At 64.7% G+C, this 23,171-nt stretch carries 22 protein-coding genes; 12 read left to right on the forward strand and 10 right to left on the reverse strand.

Going from position 1 to position 23,171, the window contains the following annotated elements:
* Positions 1–21: 21 nt before the first annotated feature.
* Positions 22–1,164: a succinyl-diaminopimelate desuccinylase gene (gene dapE, locus MXB90_RS04275; RefSeq protein ID WP_250041473.1), complete on the forward strand. Its 1,143-nt coding sequence runs from the start codon at positions 22–24 to the stop codon at positions 1,162–1,164.
* A gap of 118 nt (positions 1,165–1,282) precedes the next feature.
* The gene (gene rnr, locus MXB90_RS04280; protein ID WP_250041474.1) at positions 1,283–3,544 is read left to right on the forward strand and encodes a ribonuclease R; all 2,262 of its coding nucleotides are present in this window, start codon (positions 1,283–1,285) and stop codon (positions 3,542–3,544) included.
* A 10-nt stretch (positions 3,545–3,554) separates the two neighbouring features.
* On the opposite strand, the gene MXB90_RS04285 is transcribed toward rnr, so the two are convergent.
* Entirely contained in the window at positions 3,555–5,126 is a 1,572-nt protein-coding gene (locus MXB90_RS04285) for a phospholipase D-like domain-containing protein (RefSeq protein WP_250041475.1), read from the reverse strand.
* Between the two features lie 109 nt (positions 5,127–5,235).
* Entirely contained in the window at positions 5,236–6,834 is a 1,599-nt protein-coding gene (locus MXB90_RS04290; protein WP_250041476.1) for a phosphoenolpyruvate carboxykinase, read from the reverse strand.
* Positions 6,835–7,173: 339 nt separating this feature from the next.
* Here MXB90_RS04290 and MXB90_RS04295 point away from each other — a divergent pair, with 339 nt between their 5' ends.
* The 7 genes from MXB90_RS04295 to MXB90_RS04325 are packed head-to-tail and all read left to right on the forward strand — an operon-like array spanning position 7,174 to position 12,495.
* The gene (locus MXB90_RS04295; protein WP_250041479.1) at positions 7,174–7,875 is read left to right on the forward strand and encodes a response regulator transcription factor; all 702 of its coding nucleotides are present in this window, start codon (positions 7,174–7,176) and stop codon (positions 7,873–7,875) included.
* A complete protein-coding gene (locus tag MXB90_RS04300; RefSeq protein WP_250041481.1) occupies positions 7,872–9,590 on the forward strand; it encodes a sensor histidine kinase in 1,719 nt (572 codons plus the stop codon). The genes MXB90_RS04295 and MXB90_RS04300 overlap by 4 nt, the downstream gene beginning before the upstream one ends.
* Complete coding sequence (locus tag MXB90_RS04305) at positions 9,587–10,021, forward strand: HPr kinase/phosphorylase (RefSeq protein ID WP_250041483.1); 435 nt, start codon at positions 9,587–9,589, stop codon at positions 10,019–10,021. Before MXB90_RS04300 ends, MXB90_RS04305 begins: the two co-directional genes overlap by 4 nt.
* Positions 10,018–10,941, forward strand: coding sequence for an RNase adapter RapZ (gene rapZ, locus MXB90_RS04310; protein ID WP_250041485.1), 924 nt, complete (start codon positions 10,018–10,020; stop codon positions 10,939–10,941). The genes MXB90_RS04305 and rapZ overlap by 4 nt, the downstream gene beginning before the upstream one ends.
* Positions 10,938–11,339: a PTS sugar transporter subunit IIA gene (locus MXB90_RS04315; RefSeq protein ID WP_250041494.1), complete on the forward strand. Its 402-nt coding sequence runs from the start codon at positions 10,938–10,940 to the stop codon at positions 11,337–11,339. The genes rapZ and MXB90_RS04315 overlap by 4 nt, the downstream gene beginning before the upstream one ends.
* Entirely contained in the window at positions 11,339–11,608 is a 270-nt protein-coding gene (locus MXB90_RS04320; protein ID WP_250041496.1) for an HPr family phosphocarrier protein, read from the forward strand. Before MXB90_RS04315 ends, MXB90_RS04320 begins: the two co-directional genes overlap by 1 nt.
* Positions 11,609–11,634: 26 nt before the next feature.
* Entirely contained in the window at positions 11,635–12,495 is an 861-nt protein-coding gene (locus MXB90_RS04325) for a lysophospholipid acyltransferase family protein (protein ID WP_250041499.1), read from the forward strand.
* A gap of 48 nt (positions 12,496–12,543) precedes the next feature.
* Here MXB90_RS04325 and MXB90_RS04330 read toward each other — a convergent pair whose 3' ends face one another.
* Positions 12,544–13,419, reverse strand: coding sequence for a 3-hydroxybutyryl-CoA dehydrogenase (locus tag MXB90_RS04330; RefSeq protein WP_250041501.1), 876 nt, complete (start codon positions 13,417–13,419; stop codon positions 12,544–12,546).
* Positions 13,420–13,573: 154 nt separating this feature from the next.
* Here MXB90_RS04330 and MXB90_RS04335 point away from each other — a divergent pair, with 154 nt between their 5' ends.
* Positions 13,574–14,401, forward strand: coding sequence for a DUF6473 family protein (locus MXB90_RS04335; protein ID WP_250041503.1), 828 nt, complete (start codon positions 13,574–13,576; stop codon positions 14,399–14,401).
* A 71-nt stretch (positions 14,402–14,472) separates the two neighbouring features.
* Here MXB90_RS04335 and MXB90_RS04340 read toward each other — a convergent pair whose 3' ends face one another.
* From MXB90_RS04340 to MXB90_RS04365, 6 genes are all read right to left on the reverse strand, one after another.
* Entirely contained in the window at positions 14,473–15,399 is a 927-nt protein-coding gene (locus tag MXB90_RS04340) for an electron transfer flavoprotein subunit alpha/FixB family protein (RefSeq protein WP_250041505.1), read from the reverse strand.
* Entirely contained in the window at positions 15,399–16,157 is a 759-nt protein-coding gene (locus MXB90_RS04345; protein WP_250041507.1) for an electron transfer flavoprotein subunit beta/FixA family protein, read from the reverse strand. Before MXB90_RS04345 ends, MXB90_RS04340 begins: the two co-directional genes overlap by 1 nt.
* Positions 16,158–16,331: 174 nt before the next feature.
* Complete coding sequence (locus MXB90_RS04350; RefSeq protein WP_250041510.1) at positions 16,332–16,904, reverse strand: cob(I)yrinic acid a,c-diamide adenosyltransferase; 573 nt, start codon at positions 16,902–16,904, stop codon at positions 16,332–16,334.
* Between the two features lie 3 nt (positions 16,905–16,907).
* The gene (locus MXB90_RS04355; protein WP_250041512.1) at positions 16,908–17,111 is read right to left on the reverse strand and encodes a twin transmembrane helix small protein; all 204 of its coding nucleotides are present in this window, start codon (positions 17,109–17,111) and stop codon (positions 16,908–16,910) included.
* 63 nt (positions 17,112–17,174) lie between these two features.
* Positions 17,175–18,002 (reverse strand): SDR family NAD(P)-dependent oxidoreductase, encoded by an 828-nt coding sequence (locus tag MXB90_RS04360; RefSeq protein WP_250041513.1) that lies wholly within the window; start codon positions 18,000–18,002, stop codon positions 17,175–17,177.
* A gap of 76 nt (positions 18,003–18,078) precedes the next feature.
* Positions 18,079–18,579, reverse strand: a complete 501-nt coding sequence (locus MXB90_RS04365) for an SH3 domain-containing protein (protein ID WP_250041514.1) — start codon at positions 18,577–18,579, stop codon at positions 18,079–18,081.
* A 144-nt stretch (positions 18,580–18,723) separates the two neighbouring features.
* On the opposite strand from MXB90_RS04365, the gene parC reads away from it, so the two are divergent.
* Positions 18,724–20,982 carry a DNA topoisomerase IV subunit A gene (parC, locus tag MXB90_RS04370; RefSeq protein ID WP_250041515.1) on the forward strand — a complete coding sequence of 753 codons (2,259 nt, stop codon included), beginning with the start codon at positions 18,724–18,726 and terminating at the stop codon, positions 20,980–20,982.
* 4 nt (positions 20,983–20,986) lie between these two features.
* Here the strand turns inward: parC and MXB90_RS04375 are convergent, their stop codons facing one another.
* A complete protein-coding gene (locus MXB90_RS04375; RefSeq protein WP_250041516.1) occupies positions 20,987–22,354 on the reverse strand; it encodes a cytochrome P450 in 1,368 nt (455 codons plus the stop codon).
* 143 nt (positions 22,355–22,497) lie between these two features.
* Between MXB90_RS04375 and MXB90_RS04380 the strand changes: the two genes are divergently transcribed.
* Positions 22,498–23,171, forward strand: a 674-nt coding sequence (locus MXB90_RS04380; protein WP_250041517.1) for a GTP-binding protein, incomplete at its 3' end; no start/stop codon positions are given.

Below are 23,171 nucleotides of genomic sequence, written 5' to 3' on the forward strand. Positions count from 1 at the left end.
TGGCATCTGAAGGAGGTGCCGATGCCGCTCGATCCCGTGAAGCTGACCGCAGACCTGATCCGCTGCCCCTCGGTCACCCCGTTCGAAGGCGGCGCGTTGACGCTGCTGGAAGGGATCCTGCGCGATGCGGGCTTTGAATGTCATCGCGTCGATCGCAACGGTATCCCGAACCTTTTCGCCCGCTGGGGCGTCCGGGGGGCGCCGCGCAGCTTTGGCTTCAATGGCCATACCGACGTGGTGCCGGTCGGTGACGCATCGGCCTGGACGCATGACCCCTTTGGCGGCGAAATCCACGGGGGCGAACTTTGGGGCCGCGGCGCGACCGACATGAAATCCGGCGTTGCCGCCTTTGTCGCGGCCGCGGTCGATTTCGTCACCGAAACCCCACCCGATGGCGCGGTGATCCTGACGATCACCGGCGATGAGGAAGGCGCGGGCCACGATGGCACCCGCGCGCTTTTGGACTGGATGGCGGATCGGGCCGAGGCGATGTCGGTCTGCCTGGTCGGCGAACCCACCTGCCCTGAACATATGGGCGAGATGATGAAGATCGGCCGCCGCGGTTCGATGACACTCTATCTTGAAGCGCAGGGCATTCAGGGCCACTCCGCCTATCCGCATCGCGCCAAGAACCCGCTGCATGCGCTGGTGACGCTTCTGGGGCGGATGACCGCCGCGCCGCTGGATCAGGGCACCGCGCATTTCGATGCCTCGACGCTGCAAATCACCACGATCGACTGTGGCAATCCGGCCAACAACGTGATCCCGGCCAAGGCGCGCGCCACGGTCAACATCCGCTTCAACGATGCCCATTCCGGTGAAAGCCTGACCCGCTGGGCCGAAACCCTGCTGACCACGGTCGAGGCCGAAACCGGCGTCACCCTGACCCTGCGCAGCGAAATCTCGGGGGAAAGTTTCCTCACCCCGCCGGGCGATTTCGTGCGCCTCGTCGCCGCGGCGGTCCAGGTGGAAACCGGCCTGGCGCCGGTGCTTTCCACCTCGGGGGGCACGTCGGATGCGCGCTTTGTCAAGGATCACTGCCCGGTGCTGGAATTCGGCCTTGTCGGCAAGACCATGCATCAGGTCGACGAACGGGTCGAGATCGCCCAGATCGCCCAGCTCAAATCCATCTACGCCCGCATCTTGCGCGACTATTTCGCCTGACCCCTTTCATCTTGCCCAAAATACCTCGGGGGTGCGGGGGCAGCGCCCCCGCCTGTGCCGGGCCCTGCCTTGCGCTTTCCGTCATGACGCCGCCTTCGGCCCGTGCTAATCCTTGCCCATGACCCAGATCCCGACCAAAGAACAGATCCTCGACTGGCTTGCCGACCACCCCGGCGCCGGCGCGAAACGTGACATCGCCAAGGCCTTCGGGATCAAGGGCGCCGCACGGATCGAATTGAAACGCCTGCTGAAGGAGATGGAGGCCGATGGCGTCCTTGCCCGGCGCCGATCCAGCTTCCACGATGTGGAAAAGCTGCCGCCTGTCACCGTGGTTCAGATCCTGGCCCCCGACGCGGCGGGCGATCTGTTCGCGCGCCCGATGGAATGGGCAGGCAGCGGCCCCGCGCCGCGTATCCTGTTCGTGGCCGGCCCCCAGGATGCGCCGGTGGCCGAAGGCGACCGGGTTCTTGCCCGCCTGACCGAGGTCGCGGCCGAAGATCACAGCTATGACGCCCGCCTGATCCGCAAGATCGGCGTGGCCGCGCATCGCATCGTCGGCATCTTCCGCAAGACGGCCGAGGGCGGGCGGATTCTGCCCATCGACAAGGGCGAAGACAAGGAATGGACGGTCGAACCCGGCAAGACCCTTGAGGCGCGCGACGGCGAACTGGTCGAGGCGGAATTTGCCGGCCCCCGGGGGCGCCTGGGCCTGCCGCGCGCGCGGATCATCGAACGGCTGGGCGATCCCACCGCGCCGCGCGCGGTGTCCCTGATCGCGATTCATCAGCACGGCATCCCCGACGATTTTCCCGACCCCGTCATTCTTGAGGCCGATACCGCCGAACCTGCGGGCCCTGGCGCGCGCGAAGATCTGCGCGATCTGCCGCTGGTCACCATCGACCCGTCGGATGCGCGTGACCGGGACGATGCCTGCCTGGCGCTGCCCGATGACGACCCGGCCAATGAAGGCGGGTTCATCCTGTGGGTCGCCATTGCCGATGTGGCCCATTATGTCCGCCCCGGGTCGGCCCTTGACCGCGAGGCCCGCAAGCGCGGCAATTCCACCTATTTCCCCGATCGCGTTGTGCCGATGCTGCCGGACCGGCTGTCGGGTGATCTGTGTTCGCTGCACGAACATGTGCCGCGCGCCTGTATCGCGGTGCGCATGAAGATTGATTCGGGCGGCAACAAGCTGTCGCACCGCTTTACCCGCGGGTTGATGAAATCGGTGGCCTCGCTGGAATATGCCGAGGTGCAGGCCGCGCGTGATGGCGCCCCGTCGGACCGGCTGAAGCCGCTGGTCGATGACATCATCACCCCGCTTTATGGCTGTTACAACGCGCTGATGCGCGCCCGCGCTACGCGCCAGCCGCTGGAACTTGACCTGCCCGAACGGCGCATCGTGATCGGCGAGGATGGCAAGGTCGCCTCGGTCGCCTTCAAGGACCGGCTTGATGCGCATCGGCTGATCGAGGAATTCATGGTGCTGGCCAATGTCGCCGCCGCCGAGGAATTGCAGCGTCTGCGCCGCCCGCTTTTGTATCGCGTCCACGAAGAGCCCAGCCCCGAAAAGCTTGAGGCGCTGCGCGATGTCGCCGAAGCCTCGGGCTTTACCTTGGCCAAGGGGCAGGTGTTGAAAACCGCGCATCTGAACCGGCTTCTGGCGCAGGCCGAGGGCACCGAGTTTGATGAATTGCTGAACATCTCGACCCTGCGGTCGATGACCCAGGCCTATTACCATCCCCAGAACCTTGGCCATTTCGGGCTTGCGCTGCGGTCCTATGCGCATTTCACCTCGCCGATCCGGCGCTATTCCGACCTGATCGTGCATCGCGCGCTGATTGCGGCGCATGGCTGGGGCGATGACGGGTTAAGCCCCGCGGATATTGAAACGCTTGAAGAAACCGCCCAGCACATTTCCGATACCGAGCGCCGGTCGATGGCAGCGGAGCGGGACACGACCGACCGCTATCTGGCGGCCTATCTGGCCGATCGGGTGGGCAGCGAATTCGCGGGCCGGATCAGCGGTGTGCAACGCTTTGGCGCCTTTGTGAAGCTGGACGAAACCGGCGCGGACGGGCTGATCCCGGTGCGATCGATCGGGCGGGAGTACTTCCATTACGACCGCGACGCGCAGACGCTGGTGGGGTCGGATACCGGGGTGACCATCGGGATTGGCCAGCGCGTCACCGTGCGCCTGGCCGAGGCGATCCCGATGACCGGCGGCCTGATGCTGGAGCTGCTGGAGCTGGAGGGCAACCCCCTGCCCGCAGGCCGCCGCCATGGCGGCAAGGGTGGGCCGCGGGGACGCAAGTCGGCGGCGCTGAAGGCCAAGGAACGTGGCGTGGCACGCAAGGTCCGGCGCAGCCGCAACAGCTAGGTTGCGGCCGCTACAGCATCCACTCGATCGGCAACCACGAGGCCAGCACGACAAAGACGCGCTGGGGCCAAGTCGTGTGCGGCTCGCGCCGAAGCGGCGGGCGGCCGGGGCGGCGCCAGCGCAGCCTTTGGGTGCGCGTCAGCGTCAGCCGCCAGGATCGCTCGGGGATGAAGCCGGAAAATGCATCGCTGATCATGCGCGCAATTTCGGGGGAATGGATCACGATGCCCAGTTCGGTGTTCAGCCGCAGCGATCGCGGGTCAAAGTTGAACGATCCGATGAAGACCCGCGCCCGGTCTACGGCAAAGACCTTGGCATGCAGCTTGTTGCGCGAAAACGGCGAGGTGCCCTTGATCTGCTTGCCCAGCAGATCCGGCGGGGGCGTGGCTTCGGCATCGGGGGCGTATTCATAAAGGTCCACCCCGGCGCGCAGCAGCGGGCGGCGGCGATGGGCATAGCCCGCGTGGACGATGCCGACATCGGTGGCCGCGAAGGAATTGGTCAACACCCGCACCCGCACCCCCGCGTCGGTGAACCGCCGGATCGCCCTAATCCCTGCGCGCCCCGGCACCAGATAGGGCGTGATCAGCACCAGTTCGGATTGCGGCCGGCCCAGTGCGGCGCGCAGAAAGCGCCACAGCATGTCACGATCGCGCACCCGACCTTCGACCTTTTCGGGTGGGTCATAGAGCAATTCGGCCCTTGCCCAGACAAGGTCGGTGGTGCCCGCCAGCAATTGGGCCGCCATGCTGTCCCGCGCCGCGCCGGCCAGGTAGATCGCGGCCTCGGGGCGAGCCAGAACCTCGGCCTCGGCGGCGCGCAGGCTGGCGGCGCGGGCGGGCGTCGGCGGGGGGCACAGGGCGCGCAGGGGGATGGCGGCGGGGGCGTTCCAATAGGCGTCGAACTGGGTACAAAGTTCGGCCACCACGGGGCCTGCCACGGCCACATCCATATCCATGAACAGATCGCCGGACAGATTGCTGTAATAATCATCCCCGATATTGCGCCCGCCCAGTACGGCGATGGTCGAATCAAAGATCATCGCCTTGTTGTGCATGCGCCGATTCAGCCGCGCGAAATCGGACAGATAGCCCAGCACCCGCGCTCGTCGGATCGGGAAGGGGTTGAACAGCCGGACCTCGACATTCTCCTCGGCGTCGAACAGCGACAGGATGTCATCCAGCCCGGCGGTGCCGTTGTCATCCAGCAAAAGCCGCACACGGACACCGCGCCGGGCGGCGTCGCGCAACGCCTGAAGCAGCGCAAGGCCGACCGTATCAGCCTTCCACAGATAATATTGCGCATCAATCGAATGGTGCGCGGCGCCGACAAGGCCGATCCGGGCGTGAAAGGCATCGGGCGGATCGACCAGCGCGTGGATGCCATTTTCCCCCGGATGGGCGGCCAGCGCCGGGGCCAGGGCGCGCGCCAGCGGCGCATCTGCCGGTGGTGGCAGGCAAAGATCCTTTCCCTGCGGCGGTGTGGGACGCGGGTAGACCGCGTGGGCGATCAGCAAAACCAGCTTCGCCGCCGCCAGTGCCAGCGCAACCGCAATCACCGCAACAAGGATCGGACCCGGCATCATGCGCCCAGTATGGCGCGACTTCGTCTGCGGGCCTAGTGGCCGCGCGCAGAAAGAAAAGGGCCGGGTGCGTTGCCGCCCCGGCCCTGATTTTCGCCCTGATCCGCGATCAGCCGATGGCGGCGGCTTTCACTTCGTCGTCGATATAGGGGACATACTGGGCGAAGTTCGCGGCGAACATTTCGACCAGTTTCTTGGCCTGCGCGTCATAGGCGGCCTGATCGGCCCAGGTCGCGCGCGGATCCAGCAGGGTGCTGTCCACGCCCGGGACGGCGACCGGAACCTCAAAGCCGAAGTTCGCGTCCTTGCGGAAGGTCACGCCGTTCAGCGACCCGTCCAGCGCGGCGGTTAGCAGGGCGCGGGTGGCCTTTATCGGCATCCGCTTGCCGGTGCCGAAGGCGCCGCCGGTCCAGCCGGTGTTGACCAGCCAGCAGGTCGCGCCATTCGCCGCGATCTTGGCACGCAGCAGGTTGCCATAGGCCTCGGGGCGGCGCGGCATGAAGGGCGCGCCGAAGCAGGTCGAGAAGGTCGGCGTGGGTTCGGTCACGCCAACCTCGGTGCCCGGGGTCTTCGAGGTGAAGCCCGACAAGAAGTGATACATTGCCTGCGCCGGCGTCAGCCGCGCGATCGGCGGCAGCACGCCATAGGCATCGCAGGTCAGCATGATCACGTTGCGCGGATGGCCGCCCAGCGAGCTGTCGGACGCGTTGGAGATGTACTCCAGCGGGTAGGCGCAGCGCATGTTGTCGGTCAGCGAGTTGTCCTCGAAGTCCAGATCCAGCGTGTTCGCGTCGAAGATCATGTTCTCGACCACGGTGCCGAATTTCGAGGTGGTCGCGTAGATTTCCGGCTCGGCCTCGGCGCTGAGGTTGATGGTCTTGGCATAGCAGCCACCTTCGAAGTTGAAGGTGCCGCGGTCCGACCAGCCGTGTTCGTCATCGCCGATCAGGATGCGCGCGGGGTCCGCCGACAGCGTGGTTTTGCCGGTGCCCGACAGGCCGAAGAAGATGGCGGTGTCGGCCACATCGCCGATCGCGTGGTTGGCTGAGCAGTGCATCGGCATCACGCCCTTTTCGGGCAGCAGGTAGTTCAGCAGGGTGAACACCGATTTCTTATTTTCCCCGGCATAGGCGGTGTTGCCGATCAAGATCAGCTTCTTGTCGAAGTTGAGCGCGATGACCGTTTCGCTGCGGCAGCCGTGGCGCGCGGGATCGGCCTTGAAGCTGGGGCAGTTGATGATGGTGAATTCCTGCTGGAAGCCGGACACCTCGTCCGCGTTCGGGCGGCGCAGCAGGTGGCGGATGAACAGCCCGTGCCAGGCCAGTTCCGTCACCACCCGCACGTCCAGGCGCAGTTCGGGATCGGCGCCGGCATACAGGTCCTGGACGAAATAGTCCTTGCCCTTCATGTGCGCCAGCATGTCGGCATAAAGCACATCGAACTTGGCCGGATCCATCGGGGCGTTGTTTTCCCACCAGATCGAGTTTTCGACCGAGGCGGTGCGCACCACGAACTTGTCCTTGGGCGAGCGGCCGGTGTGCTTGCCGGTGGTGCAGTAGAACGCACCGCCCTTGCCCAGCGTCCCTTCGCCACGCTTCAGCGCGGCTTCCACCAGCGCGGGTTCGATCAGGTTGTAATAAACGTTGCCCAGGCCAGTGATGCCCTGATCTTCCAGGCGGTTCGCCGGGTTCACACGTCCATTGATCATCTGCAAGCTCCCGATGCCGTCGCGCGGCGCTTCAACGGTTCCCTCGGCACCCCGGGCCATTGGGATACCGATCCAGCCGGGCCAACCCGGTGGATGACCGCCCTATAACATGTAGGATTTGCGAAGGAACAGGCAGCTTTGCCGCAGTTAGCGCAATCAATGCCGGTTTAGCGCCACCACCCCGAAAAGGTGAGGCAAATTAGTCAAACCTTCGGATTTTTCGTCTGTGATGAAAGTGATGCGCGGGCCGATTCGTATAACGGTGTTGATTCCGCGACTCGGAAAGCCGACTATTGATCACGAAAGAATTATAAACTGGGCAGTTGAAGGGAAGAACATATGTCACGGATTGCGCTTGTCGATGATGATCGCAACATTCTGACGTCCGTTTCCATGACGCTAGAGGCCGAGGGTTTCGAGGTCGAGACCTATAACGATGGTCAGGCAGCCCTGGACGCCTTCAACAAGCGGCTGCCGGACATGGCGGTGCTGGACATCAAGATGCCGCGTATGGACGGGATGGACCTGCTGCAGCGCCTGCGCCAGAAGACGACGATGCCGGTGATCTTCCTGACCTCGAAGGATGATGAGATCGACGAGGTTCTGGGCCTGCGCATGGGCGCGGATGATTATGTGAAAAAGCCGTTCTCTCAACGGCTTCTGGTGGAACGTATCCGCGCGCTGCTGCGCCGCAAGGAGGCGATTTCCACCGGTGAGGTCGCCACGTCCGAGGAAAACAAGGTCATCGTCCGCGGCTCGCTGACGATGGACCCGCTGCGTCATTCGGTGACCTGGAAGGGCAAGGAGGTCACCCTGACGGTGACCGAATTCCTGCTGTTGCAGGCGCTGGCGCAACGACCGGGCTTCGTCAAAAGCCGCGATCAGCTGATGGATGTGGCCTATGATGACCAGGTCTATGTCGACGACCGCACCATCGACAGCCATATCAAGCGGCTGCGCAAGAAGATGCGCACGGCCGATGAGGAATTCTCGGCCATCGAAACGCTGTATGGCATCGGCTATCGTTACAACGAAGAATGACTCTTGCGGGGCGCATCGGATTGGGCAAGACGCGGTCGGCACGGACAAAACCGGATGTCGTTCTGGGTGAGGACTGGGTTTCACCCGACGTGACATTGACCGGCCGGGGGCGGCGGGGGCTGATTTCTCTCAACCGTTCGCCGCTGGCCCGCAAGATCATCACCTTCAACCTGCTGGCGATGATCGTGCTGGTCGGGGGGGTGCTTTACCTGAACCCGTTTCGGGATTCGCTTGTCCTTCAGCGTGAACGCGGGCTGGTCAACGAAGCGCAGCTGGTCGCCGATGTGTTCGAAGCGCAACTGCCCGTCGGCGCGCCGGTCAACCTGGCGGCGGGCGATGGCGTGGATGTCGCGCGCACGATGGCCGGGATCGAGCTTGCCGATGGCGCGGATCTTTTTGTGTTCGACACCTCGCTTGTGCTTGTCGGCATGACCGACCCGGCCACGCGCGCGGCGCGCGAGGCTGTGGCAGGGCTGGGGGTCGATCACCGATCGACGCTGATCACCGATTTTCTCAACAAGGTCTGGGAAGGGATTGCCGGCTTCGTGGCGCGGCGGGGGGGCGATGACGCATCGGTCAGCGTGCAGGACATGGTGCGCGCCCTGGCGCCTGCGGCGCTTGAGGGGCAGACGCAGATCGCCTCGCGTCGCGATGCGGGCGGGGCCGCGATCTTTGCGGTGGCCACCCCGATCCGGCAGGGCGATACGGTCGTGGGGGTGGTAGGCCTGGCCTCGGTCGCGGGCGAGATTGATGAACTCGTCCGGGTGGAACGGGAACAAGTTCTTCAGATGTTCGTCATCGCGGTGATCGTGTCGATCGGGCTAAGCCTTGTGCTGGCCTCGACAATCGCCAATCCGCTCAGCGATCTGGCCGCCGCGGCCGAGATCGGGCAGGAACGCAACGCCCGCAAGATGGCGCCGTCACGTGTGCGCATCCCCGACCTGACCGCGCGGCCGGATGAAATCGGGCGCCTGTCGGGTGCGATGCGCGGCATGGTGGCGGCGCTTTACGAACGGATCGACGCCAACGAACAATTCGCAGCCGACGTCGCGCATGAAATCAAGAACCCGCTTGCCTCGTTGCGCTCAGCCGTGGCCTCGCTGCACATGGTTCGGCGCGAGGATCAGCGGACCCGCCTGCTTGAGGTGATCGATCACGATGTGCGCCGGCTTGACCGGCTGGTCAGCGACATTTCCAACGCCTCACGTCTGGATTCGGAACTGGTGCGCGAAGAGGAAGAGCCCTTCGATCTGGTGCGGATGATGTCCAACCTGACCGAATATCTGGGCAAACAGGCGCGCGAAAAGGGGGTCGAATTCATCACCGACCTGCCCCCCGACCCGATCCGCATCACCGGGCTGGAGGCGCGGCTGGCCCAGGTCTTTGTCAACCTGATCACCAACGCGATCTCTTTCTGCGACGAGGGGGATGCGGTGCGCGTCTGGGCGCGCCGGCGCGAAAACCGCGTTCTTGTCGTGGTTGAGGATACCGGGCCCGGCATCCCCGAAGAGGCGCTGACAAAGATCTTCAAACGCTTCTATTCCGAGCGGCCCGCAGGGCAGTTCGGCGATCATTCCGGCCTGGGGCTTGCGATTTCGAAACAGATCGTCGAGGCGCATGGCGGGGTGATCTGGGCCGAGAACATCCGCCCGACCGATGCCGACATCACATCGGAACCGCTGGGGGCGCGTTTCGTGGTCGGCCTGCCGCTGTGAGCGGGGAGGGCGGCGGCATCAACCTGCATGCAAGCGCGGTGGCGCTGCGCCGGGATCGGGGCGTTCTGATCCTGGGGCGTTCAGGGGCGGGGAAATCGGCGCTGGCGCTGAGACTGATGGCCAGTGGCGCGCATCTGGTGGCCGACGACCGTGTTGATCTGCGCCTGCGTGACGGCGGGCTGTGGGCCAGCGCGCCGCCACAGATCCGCGGCCTGATCGAGGCGCGCGGTATCGGCCTTTTGTCTGCCAGCGCGCTGCCCGGGGCGCGCATCGCGCTGGCCGTTGATCTGGATCACGAGGAAACCGAGCGCCTTCCCCCCCTGCGCGAGGCGCAGTATCTTGGCCAGAGCGTTCCCTTGGTGCGGTTTTTGCGTCAGGACCATTTCCCTGCCGCGATCATGCAATATCTTCGGGGTGGGAGGGTTGCATGACGAAGGAACTGCAAAGTCCTGACGCGCAGGCCGGGCAAAGCGTGGTGCTGGTCACCGGGCCTTCGGGCGCGGGACGGTCCACGGCGATCGCCGCACTGGAAGATCTGGGCTATGAGGCGATCGACAACCTGCCGCTCAGCCTGGTGCCACGGGTGCTGGACGGTCCGGTCGTTCAGCCCCTTGCGCTGGGCATTGATGTGCGCAATCGCGATTTTTCGGCCACCCGCCTGATCGAGCTGATCGACACATTGACACGCAATCCGGCGCTTCACCTGTCGGTGCTGTATCTGGACGCCTCGGCCGAAACGCTGGTGCGGCGCTATAGCGAAACGCGCCGCCGCCATCCGCTGGCGCCCGCGCAGGCGCCACTGGACGGGATCCTGCAGGAAATTGACCTGCTGATCCCGATTCGCGCACGCGCCGACGTTCTGATCGATACCTCGGGCATGACCCCGCATGACCTACGCGCGGACCTGGCGCGGTGGTTCGATCCGGGTCGGGTCGCGCGGCTTGCGGTGTCGCTGCACAGCTTTTCCTACAAGCGCGGGGTGCCGCGGGGCTTGGACATGATGTTTGACTGCCGCTTTCTGGCCAATCCGCATTGGGTCGATGGTCTGCGCGCGCTGGACGGGCGGGATGACGCCGTGGCCGCTTATGTGGCCGCCGATCCGCGCCATGACACCTTTTTCAGCATGGTTCGCGATCTGCTGTTGTTCGTGTTGCCCGCGCATGTCGAAGAGGGCAAAAGCCATCTGTCTGTCGGCTTTGGCTGCACCGGCGGGCAACACAGATCCGTTGCCGTGACGGAAAACATGGCCAAAGCGCTTGCAGAGGCGGGGTGGCAGGTGTCTAAACGGCATCGGGAACTGGAGCGTCGGGGGATGACCCCGACCGCTGTAAACACGGGAAGCACTGCGTGATCGGGATCGTGATCGTGGCACATGGGGGGCTGGCGCGCGAATATCTCGCGGCGGTTGAACATGTGGTTGGGCCGCAGACCGGCATCCGCGCCATCACGATCGAGGATGATCACGACCGCGCCGCCAAGCAGGATGAAATCCGCGCCGCGGCTGACGCGGTGGATGTAGGCGATGGCGTGGTGGTGGTAACGGACATGTTCGGCGGCTCGCCCTCAAACCTCAGCCTGCTGGCCTGCGAATCGCGCGAGCGCGAGATCATCTATGGCGCCAACCTGCCACTGTTGATCAAGTTGGCGAAATCGCGGTCGCTTGGGGTTCATGCCGCCGTGGCCGCGGCGCTGGACGCGGGGCGCAAATATATCAACAGTTATTCCGTCTGCGGCACGGGTGGGAAATGATGGCGTCGTCCGTTCTGAAAATTGTCAATGAAAAGGGCCTGCATGCGCGCGCCTCGGCCCGTTTTGTCGAGGTGGTCGAGGCACATGACGCCGAGGCTCAGGTCGAGAAGGATGGCATGCGGGTTTCGGGCGATTCCATCATGGGGTTGCTGATGCTTGCGGCTTCAAAAGGGACCTCGATTGCCGTCACCACAACCGGCGCCGAGGCCGAAAAGCTGGCCGAGGCGCTGGCGGCCCTGGTCGCGAACCGCTTTGGTGAGGATTATTGACCCAAGTAAAGGGGGGGGCGCGGCCCGTGGATCACGATCAGCACCCGGAAAACGCGCATCCGCCCGCCAAGCCCTATGACAAAGCGCGCCTGTCCTATGCCGGAACCTTCACCGATCCGTGGAAGGCCAACACGATCCGGGCCGTTGAATGGGCGACCGCCAAGATCACGCTGTTGCGCCTGATCCGGAAATTTGAACGCCGGGGCGCGCCCTTTGGTCAGCCGTTCTGGCCCCAGGCGCTTGAGGTGATGGGCATCAAGGTTCTGACACCGCCCGAACAGGTGGCGCGCATCCCGGCCACCGGGCCGCTGGTTGTCGTCGCCAACCATCCCCATGGCCTGATCGATGGCATGGTGCTGGCCGAGCTGATCGGCCGGGTCCGGACGGACTACAAGATCCTGACGCGATCCTTGCTGACCGGCATTCCCGAGATTGCCGATTTCCTGATCCCCGTGCCGTTTCCGCATGAAACGAACGCCCGCGAGGCCAGCCTTGCGATGCGTGAGGCCAGCATGCGCCATCTGCGCGACGGCGGCAGCATCGTGCTGTTCCCGGCCGGTCGGGTCGCCCATTCCGAAACCTGGTTCGGCCCCGCGATCGAGGGGGACTGGAACCCGTTCACCGCGAAAATGGTCGCGCGGTCGGGGGCCACGGTTCTTCCCGTGCGTTTTACGGGGCGCAACACCCGGATCTATCAGATCGCCAATCAGGTTTCGGCAACACTGCGGCAAGGGCTTTTGTTGCATGAAATCAAGGCCGCGCTGCATAAACCGCAGGCACCCGTCATCGGGCATCCGATGGCCCCCGATGAGATTCGGCAGAAGCTGCAGAACCCGCGCGATTTTCTGGACTGGTTGCGCAACCACACCCTGTCGCTGAGCGGCTGATCAGACCCGCCCCACCCGATGCGTGTCGACCGCCGGCGGGGGGCCCTGTCAGCGCGTCGGCACCGGCGGTTCAACGCGATAGTCGTAAAAGCCGCGGCCCGTCTTGCGGCCAAGCCAGCCCGCCTCGACATATTTCGTCAAAAGCGGACAGGGCCGGTATTTCGTATCGGCCAGCCCGTCGTGCAGAACGTTCATGATTGCAAGGCAGGTATCCAGACCGATGAAATCAGCCAGCTCCAGCGGCCCCATCGGATGGTTCGCGCCCAGCTTCATCGATTCGTCGATGGACCGGACGTTGCCCACGCCTTCATAAAGCGTATAGACCGCCTCATTGATCATCGGCATCAGGATGCGGTTCACGATGAAGGCCGGGAAATCCTCGGCCGAGGCGGCGGTCTTGCCGATCTTTTCGACCACCTCCAGAAGCGTGCGATAGGTCTCCTCATCCGTGGCGATGCCGCGAATCAGTTCCACCAGTTGCATCACCGGAACCGGGTTCATGAAGTGGAAGCCCATGAACTTTTCCGGGCGATCGGTGCGGCTGGCCAGGCGCGTGATCGAGATCGATGAGGTGTTCGAGGTCAGGATCGTCGTAGGTTTCAGATGCGGCAGAAGATCCTCGAAGATCGCCTGTTTCACCGTTTCGCGTTCGGTCGCCGCCTCAATGATCAGGTCGCAGGGGCCCAGATCGGGCAGTTGGGTCGTGGTGCGAATGCGCGCCATCGCGGCGGCCTTGTCCTCGGCGGGGATCTTGCCGCGGGCCACCTGACGTTCCAGATTGCGTCCGATCAAGGCGACCGCCTTGTCCAGGTTGTCCTGGCTGATGTCGTTAAGCACAACGTCATAGCCCGCCAGCGCGAACACATGCGCGATCCCGTTGCCCATCTGCCCCGCGCCAACAATGCCAACCGACTGGATCGTCATGGATTCATCTCCTGCTTTCGTCGTTGCGGAGCATAGGCGGCACACCACGCCCCGGCAAGCGGTGCACTGATTTCGATTGAATTTTCCCTTTAGCGCTTTGGAAAGGGTCCGCGTGCAAGGTCATTGCGGGTGAGTCGACCATGAGGTGGGATCAATGGCTTTCGAAAATGCGGGGTGCGGAACCCTGGACTACCTTCCATGCCGTTACGGCAAATCAAAGCTTCTGTTCCGGGGGCCCCGCCGCAGGCTGGATGGCGTCTTCTGTGCCGCGATGGGGGGGGCCGAAACCTATGGCAAATTCGTGCAAGATCCATGGCCCGCGCTGTTAGAAGCGCGGATCGGCCTGCCCGTTGTGAACTTCGGTTATCTGAACGCGGGGGTAGACGTCTTCGCGCATGAACCGCAGGTGACCGATGTGTCGCGCAAGGCGTGCCTGTCGATCATTCAACTGATGGACGCGCACAACATGTCCAATCGGTTCTACGCCGTGCATCCGCGTCGCAATGACCGGTTCTTGCGTGCATCAAGCCTCATGCGCAGCGTTTTTCCGGAAATCGACTTTACCGAGTTCAACTTTACGCGCCACATGCTCAACGCCTTGCGCCTGCGCGCACCGGATCGTTACGAGATGCTGGTAGAAGAACTTCGCACCGCTTGGGTCGCCAGGATGGGTATGCTTCTGAACCGGGTTGAGGGGCGGAAGATCCTGTTGTGGATCGGTGACTACACCCGCGCGTCGGATGGGGACGAGGGGGCAGCACAGTCGCTTCTGACCCCACAGATGGTTGAACAGGTCCGACAAAATGCGGATGACCTCGTCTTCGTTCAACCCTCGGACAGCGCCCGCGCCGCGGGCACTGATGGCATGCATTTCGGGCCGTTGGAGGCTGCCGCCGCAGCGGAAATGCCTGGGCCGCTGGTGCATACGGAAATCGCGGCAGCGCTGGAACCGGCGGTGCGTGCAATGATCCCGGCAGCCTAGGAAAAAGCCCCGCCGGTTGGCGGGGCTTTCCGATCTGTTGCGTCGGCGGGGGTAGACCCCGGCCTGATAACTCACACCTTCGCGGTGAGTTCCGGCAGGGCGACAAAAAGATCCGCGACCAGGCCATAGTCGGCGACCTGGAAGATCGGGGCTTCTTCGTCCTTGTTGATCGCAACGATAATTTTGCTGTCCTTCATCCCGGCCAGGTGCTGAATCGCGCCGGAAATGCCCACCGCGATATACAGGTCCGGCGCCACGACCTTGCCGGTCTGGCCCACCTGCCAGTCGTTCGGGGCAAAGCCCGAGTCGACGGCTGCACGGGATGCGCCCACCGCCGCGCCCAGCTTGTCGGCCAGCGCGCCGATAAGGGCAAAATCCGCCTCGGACCCGACCCCACGACCACCCGACACCACGATCTTCGCGCTGGTCAGTTCGGGGCGGTCCGATGCCGCGACCTTGTCCTCGACCCAAGCGCTCAGGCCCTTGTCGCCCGCAGCCGTGGCTGCCTCAACCGCGGCCGCGCCACCCGCACCCGCGGCCTCAAAGGACGCGGTCCGCACCGTCAGCACCTTGACCTTGTCTGCCGATTTCACCGTCTGGATCGCGTTGCCGGCATAGATCGGGCGTTCGAAGGTGTCGGCATCGACGACCCCGGTCACATCCGACAAAATCATCACATCGAGAAGCGCCGCGATCCGCGGCAGGGCGTTTTTCGCCACCGCGGTCGAAGGCGCGAAGATATGCGTGACACCCTCGGCCAGCGCCAGGACCAGATCGGCCAGCGGCTCGGCCAGGGCATGGGCATAGGCCGCATCATCGGCCTTCAGCACCTTGGCCACGCCGTCCAGACCCGCGGCTGCGGATGCCGCCGCATCGACGCCCGACCCCGCGACCAGAACCGTCACCGGACCCAGCTTCTTCGCCGCCGACAGCGCCTTGGCCGTCGCGTCCAGCGCCAGGTCGCCGCCATTCACCTCTGCAATCAGAAGAACCGACATCAGATCACCCCCGCGTCTTTCAGTTTGCCCACCAGCTCCTCGACCGAGGCCACCTTGATCCCCGCCGACCGGCCCGCCGGCTCGGTGGTTTTCACGACCGTGAGGCGCGGCGAAACGTCGACGCCGTAATCGGCGGCGGTCTTTTCCTCGAGCGGTTTTTTCTTTGCTTTCATGATGTTGGGCAGGCTGGCATAGCGCGGCTCATTCAGCCTCAGGTCCGCCGTGACGATCGCCGGCAGCTTGACCGAAATGGTCTGCAGACCGCCATCCACCTCGCGCGTGACGCGAGCCACATCGCCCTCAATCGCCAGTTCCGAGGCAAAGGTCGCCTGGCCCCAGCCCAGCAGCGCCGCCAGCATCTGGCCCGTCGCGTTCATGTCATTGTCGATCGCCTGCTTGCCCGCGATCACCAGGCCGGGCTGTTCCGCCTCAACCACCTTCGCCAGGATCTTGGCCACCGCCAGAGGTTCAATATCCTGATGCACATCGGACGCTGCCTCAACCAGGATCGCCCGGTCCGCGCCCATCGCCAGCGCGGTGCGCAGCGTTTCCGCCGCCTGCTTCACGCCCACCGAAACCACCACGATTTCCGACGCGGCGCCCTTTTCCTTCAGACGGATCGCCTCTTCCACCGCGATCTCGTCGAACGGGTTCATCGACATTTTCACATTGGCAAGATCAACCCCGCTACCGTCCGCCTTCACACGAACCTTCACGTTGTAGTCAATCACGCGTTTGACCGGTACCAAGACCTTCATTGGCGAGTGTCTCCCTTTGTTCCAGATTCCGCCCCTTGCCTGGGGCGGGATGACCAGCTCTCGCAGGGTTGTTAGCGGGTTGGTTGGATCAAGGACAGTCCAAAATCGACCCTGCCACACCTTGCGACGTTACGTTGCGGCAGCCGTTTGCGATAACGGTGCCGCGCTGCGGCGTCAGCGGTTCGCGCCGGGCAGCCAGAGCACATCGGCGCGGCCTTCATCATTGGCGATGCGCGCGGCGACGAAGAACCAGTCGGACAGGCGGTTGAGGTATTTCACCGCCGCATCGTTAACCGATTCCATCGTGGCCAATTCGACCGCCTCGCGTTCGGCACGCCGGGCGACCGTGCGGCACAGGTGCAGATGCGCCGCCAGCGCCGAGCCCCCGGGCAAGATAAAGCTGCGCAACGGATCGAGCCGCGCGATCATGGCGTCGATTTCGTTTTCGAGCCGGGCAACCTGCGTTTCTGCGATGCGCAGGACGGGATAGCCGGCCTCATGGTCGCGTTCCATGTCGGGGCGGGCAAGATCGGCCCCCAGGTCGAACAGGTCGTTCTGGATGCGGCCAAGAGCGGCGTCCAAATCGCCCGTGGCATGCAGGCGCGCAAGCCCCAGCGTCGCGTTGGTTTCGTCGACCGTGCCGTAGGCGGTGACGCGCATCGAATGTTTGGCGACCCGCGACCCGTTGGCCAGCGCGGTTTCCCCCGCATCGCCGGTTTTGGTATAGATCCGGTTCAGAACAACCATGTATCAGCCTCCTTGACGCAGCCAGACGAACAGGACGATCAGCGCGATGGCGACGGCCTGCGCGATGACGCGCAGCCGCATGATGCGGTTCGCGTGTTTGCGGTTGAAATCGCCGCCCCTGGCAAAGCCGCCGATGCCGATCATTAGAATGACCAGAACCGCCAGCGTTGCCGCCGCGACGATGTAAAATAGCGGATCGTTGCGCATCATGCCCCCTCGGTTCGCCCGCTAGACATAGCGGGGCGGTCTGGAAAAGCGAATGGAAAATGCTCAGCCCTTGGCGGCCAGCCAATCCAGCGCGCGGCCCGGCAGAATGCGCCGGGCGATGCCCATCAGATAAGTGGGCGTGGTGACGTAATAGCGTGGGCGGGGATTGGGGCTTTTCAGCGCGCGCAGGATCTTGGCGGTAACGGCGGACGGCGGCAGTTCCCAGCGATCCGGTCCCCGCTTTTCATATAGCCGCTTCAGCAGGCTGGTTTCGTATTGCGCCCGGCGGGCTGAGTTGCGCCAGTCGATCCAGCGTTCGAAATGCGGGATCGAATTGACCCGGATCTTCGATGTCACGGGGCCAGGTTCGATCAGCACCACCTTGATCGGCGTGTCGGCCAGTTCCAGACGCAGCACGTCGGTCAGCCCTTCCAGCGCGAATTTCGTTGCGACATAGGCGCCGCGCCACTTGATGCCGACAAGGCCAAGCACCGAGGAACATTGGATGATCCGCCCGTGGCCCTGCGCGCGCATCACCGTGATCGCGCGGCGGGTCAGGTCATGCAGACCAAATAGGTTGGTTTCAAAGATTTCGCGCAGGGCGCCGGGGGGGATGTCTTCGACCGCGCCTGGGCAGGCGAAGGCGGCGTTGTTGTAAAGCGCGTCCAGCGTGCCGCCGGTACGGGCCATCGCCTCGGCAAAGCCCGCCGCGATCGAGGCGGGGTCGGAAACATCCAGGGGAAAGCTTTCCAGCCCCTCGGCCTGCAGGCGGGCGCAGTCGGCGGGGTTGCGGCAGGTGGCCAGAACGCGCCAGCCTGCGGCGGTAAGGCCATGGGCGGCATCAAGGCCGATGCCTGACGAACAGCCGGTGATCAGGATCGCTTTTGCCATGTCATCCCCTGCCCTTGGAACCCTGTGGCGGGGATAGGGGCGGCGGGGGGAAATCGCAAGGCGCCCGGCGGCGCGCTTAGCGTGCGGGGCGCAACAGGCTGCGCGCGACCCAGCCTTCGATGCCGTCGCCTTCCACCCGGATACGCACCCAAGGGGCGGCCGGGTCCGACAGGACCAGCACATCCTCGCCCCGGGTGATCTGGCCAAGAACGCCGTCCTGCGTCGATGGGCCTGCGCGCACGTTCAGCCGGTTCGCGGTGACGGTGAAGATCGCGCCGGTGTCTTGGGGCTGCACCTGATCCGTCGCGCGATGTTCGGGCGACGGGCGCAGCGCGGGTCCGGGCATGCGGGGTTGCGGGGCAGTGGGCGGGGCCGGGTCGGATGCGGGCGCGGCGGCCGGAATGATGCGGGCGTCCGGGGTCTGCGGTGTGGCAGGCTCGGGGGCGGGGGCGATCAAGGGCAGGGCGGTGGCCATGGCCGCGCTGTCCTGCGGCGCCGGGGCATTCGGATCGGGCCTTCCGGCGATCAACATCGTCAGGAAAAGGACAATCAGCGTGTTCAAAACAAGTTTTGTCATCAAAGCCTCCCGTAGGGGCGTGTTCAAAGCTTAACACATTTTTCTGCCCCTGCGTGTAACGAATGTCGCTGGCGGGCATCCGGTTCCCTGACAGGTCGCGTTTCGTGCTGGACCGGGGCGGGCCGTGGCTTTACATGCCAAGGAATGAGCGAGAATGACGATACCAATCCCCTGAACACCGTGTCCGAGCCCCTAAGCCGCGCGATCGGCGAACGGTATCTGACCTATGCGCTGTCCACGATCATGCACCGCGCGCTGCCCGATGCGCGCGACGGGCTGAAGCCCGTGCACCGGCGCATCCTGTTCGCGATGCGCGAGCTGAAGCTTTCGCCCACGGGGGGGTTCCGCAAATCGGCCAAGATCTCGGGCGATGTGATGGGGAACTATCACCCCCATGGCGATGCCGCGATCTATGACGCGATGGCGCGATTGGCGCAGGATTTCGCGATGCGCTACCCGTTGGTGGACGGGCAGGGCAACTATGGCAATATCGACGGCGACGGCCCCGCCGCCAGCCGTTACACCGAGGCGCGGCTTGCCTTTCCGTCCGACGCGCTGCTGGAAGGTCTGGCCGAAAACGCGGTCGATTTCCGCCCGAACTATGATGGCACGCTGGAAGAACCCGTGGTGCTGCCCGCGGCTTTTCCGAACCTGCTGGCCAATGGGTCCAGCGGCATCGCCGTGGGCATGGCCACGAACATTCCGCCGCACAACCTGCATGAACTGGTGGATGCCTGTCAGGCGATGATCCGCCAGCCCGATATTTCCGATGAGGCGCTTGTCGATCTGGTGCCGGGCCCCGATTTCCCCACCGGCGGCATCCTGGTCGAGCCGCGCGAAAATATCCTTGAGGCCTATCGCACCGGGCGCGGCGCGTTCCGGTTGCGCGCGCGCTGGGAAAAAGAGGATCTGGGCCGCGGCAGCTGGCAGATCGTCGTGACCGAGATCCCCTATCAGGTCGCCAAATCCAAGCTGATCGAACGGCTGGCCGAACTGATCCAGACCAAAAAGGTCCCCGCGCTGGCCGATGTGCGCGACGAATCGGCCGATGACGTCCGGATTGTGCTGGAACCCAAATCTCGCACGGTCGAGCCCGAGATGCTGATGGGCATGCTGTTCCGCAATTCCGACCTGGAAATCCGGTTCAGCCTGAACATGAACGTGCTGATTGACGGCAAGGTGCCGAAGGTCTGTTCCTTGAAAGAGGTGCTGCGCGCCTTTCTGGATCACCGCCGCGACGTGCTGTGCCGCCGCGCGGGTCACCGGCTGGAAAAGATTGCGCACCGGCTTGAGGTGCTGAACGGCTACATCATCGCCTACCTCAACCTGGATCGGGTGATTGAGATCATCCGCACCGAGGATGAACCCAAAGCCGCCCTGATGTCGGAAAACTGGGCGGTGATGGATGGCGACCGCGTCTTCCTGACCGATGTGCAGGCCGAGGCGATCCTGAACATGCGCCTGCGCAGCCTGCGCAAGCTTGAGGAAATGGAGCTGCGCGCCGAGCGCGACCAGCTGCTGGCGGAACGCGAGGATCTGACCGGGCTTCTGGCCTCGGACAAGGAACAGTGGAAGCGGATTTCGGCCCAGCTGAAGGACATCCAGAAGCAATTCGGCAAGGCCGCGCCGGGCGGCGCGCGCCGCACCGGCTTTGCCGAGGCCGGCGAGGTCGAGGATGTGCCGATCGAGGCGATGATCGAGCGCGAGCCGATCACCGTGATCCTGTCGAAAATGGGCTGGGTGCGCGCGATGAAGGGCCACCAGCCGCTGGACGCCGAGGTCAAGTTCAAGGATGGCGATGGCCCGCAGTTCACGCTGCATGCCGAAACCACCGACCGGATCGTGCTGATGGGATCGAACGGGCGGGCCTATACGCTGCTGGGGGCCAATCTGCCCGGCGGGCGCGGCATGGGCGAACCCGTGCGCCTGATGGTCGATCTGCCGAATGAGGCCGAGGTGACCCATCTGCTGATCCCCAAGGCCGGCGAGAAATTCCTGATCGCGTCGTCCGACGGCGACGGGTTCATCGTGCCGGCCGAGGAACTGGTGGCCCAGACCCGCGCGGGCAAGCAGGTGCTGAACTTGCGTGACGGCGCGCGCACGCAGGTTTGCCGTCTGGTCGCGGGTGATCACGTCGCCTGCGTCGGCGAAAACCGCAAACTGCTGGTCTTTGCGCTGGAAGAACTGCCCGAAATGGCGCGCGGCAAGGGCGTCCGGCTGCAGAAGTTCAAGGACGGGGGCCTGTCGGATGCGATCACCTTCACGCTGGCGGATGGCCTGACCTGGAAAGACCCGGCCGGTCGCACCCGGACGGAACCCGATCTGGGCGAATGGCTGGCCAAGCGCGCCAGCGCGGGCCGGATGGCGCCGCGCGGCTTCCCACGCGACAACCGCTTTACCTGATCCGTCAGGCGGGGGTGACGGTCAGCCACACCCCGCCCGCCGGGCGCAGGGTCAGGATCATCTCGGGGCGCGGAGCACGGCCCGGGATTGCCGTGAACCGATGACGCGCCAGCAGCGTGGCCAGGATGATCGTGGCTTCCTGCAGGGCAAACCCCGCGCCGATACAGATCCGCGGCCCCGCGCCGAAGGGCAGGAAGGCGAAGCGATCGATGGCCTCGGGGGTCAGGAAACGGTCCGGGTCAAAGCGGTCGGGCGCCTGCCACAGGGCGTGGTGACGGTGCAGCGCATAGATTGGCAGCATGACGGTGTCGCCCGCACGGATCTCGCGGCCCAGAATTCTGTCGGGTCGGCGCGCGGTGCGCGACAACAACCCCGCCGGGGGATAAAGGCGCAGCGATTCCTCGACGATGCGACGGTTCAGGGGCAGGGCGGGCAGATCCTGCGCCGTGGCGGCGCGGGCGCCCAGGGCGGCCTGCGCCTCGGCCCGGGCACGGTCCTGGACGGATGGGTCGAAGGCGCAAAGATACAATGCCCAGGCCAGCGTCAGCGCCGTGGTTTCATGCCCCGCCACGATGAAGGTCAGCAGATTGTCGCGCAGTTCCGCCGGGGTCATCCGGCGACCGGTTTCGGGGTCTTGCGCCGCGGCCAGCAGGTCCAGCAGATCGGGCAGCGGGCGTGCCCCGGCCCGCATCCGCGCGGCGATCGCGGCATCGGCATGCTGTTTTAGCCCGCGCACCACTGGCCCCGACACGATCCGCGACGGGCGCGGCACCCAACCCGGCAGGCCGAACAGGTCCAGCAGCGAGAGCTTGGCCGACTGCGCGATATAGGCATCGATGGCACGATGGATCGCGGTGCGGTCAAGTCCGTCATCACCGGAAAAGGTGACCTCGGAAATCACCTCGAAGGTGGCCGCGACCATCGCATCATGCAGATCGACCGCGCGCCCGGCCGCCGCCGACAGCCGCGCGCTGGCCGCCTCGGCAGCGGCGGTCATCACCGGGGCCAGCGCCTCGACATGGCGCGGGGCAAAGACGGGGGCAGCGGCGCGCCGCTGCCAGCGCCAATCGGCGCCTTCGGCCACGAACAGCCCCTTGCCCACGGCAGGGCCCAGGATCAGCTTGGTCACCTCGGATTTGGGGTAATCATCGACCCGGTCCTTCAAGATGCGCCGCAGCGCATCGGGGTCCATCACCATGTGCCAGCGCGCGCCGGTCCAACCCGAGATCATCGGCGCATGGGTGGCGATTTCGGGAATGAGCCGCAGCAGATTTTGCCGCGCGACCCGCAGCGACCCCAGCACCCCCAGCGGGCGGGTCGCCAGCGGCACGCGGGCAGGCAGCGGGGCATCAGGGCGCGCAGTGTGATCCATACCCCTCAGCTTAGCGCGCCGTGGGGGCTGTCCAAGGGCCTTGCGCGTAAAGCGGGCTTGATTTTTTGCAGCCGACCCAATAGGGAACCCGCGAAGTTGACTCGGGCCTTGACACGGCCCCCCAAATCAGAGGCGCCCGCATCATGGCAAAGGCAAAGTTTGAACGGACGAAACCGCACGTCAACATCGGGACCATTGGTCACGTTGACCACGGCAAGACGACGCTGACGGCTGCGATCACGAAGTATTTTGGCGAATTCAAGGCCTACGACATGATCGACGGTGCGCCGGAAGAGCGTGCGCGCGGGATCACGATTTCGACGGCGCACGTTGAATATGAATCCGAGAACCGTCACTACGCGCACGTCGACTGCCCTGGCCACGCGGACTATGTGAAGAACATGATCACGGGTGCTGCGCAGATGGACGGCGCGATCCTGGTTGTGAACGCGGCCGACGGCCCGATGCCGCAGACGCGCGAGCACATCCTGCTCGGCCGTCAGGTGGGCATCCCCTACATGGTCGTCTACATGAACAAGGTCGACCAGGTTGACGACCCGGAACTGCTGGAACTGGTCGAGATGGAAGTGCGCGAACTTCTGTCGTCCTACGACTACCCCGGCGACGACATTCCGATCATCAAGGGCTCGGCGCTGGCGGCGCTGGAAGGCCGTGACCCGGAAATCGGCGAGAACTCGATCCGCGAACTGATCAAGGCCGTGGACGAATACATCCCGACGCCGGCGCGTGCGGTTGACCAGCCGTTCCTGATGCCGATCGAAGACGTGTTCTCGATCTCGGGCCGCGGCACGGTTGT

It is taken from the genome of Phaeovulum molybdatiresistens (assembly GCF_023544865.1).
GTDB lineage: Bacteria > Pseudomonadota > Alphaproteobacteria > Rhodobacterales > Rhodobacteraceae > Pontitalea.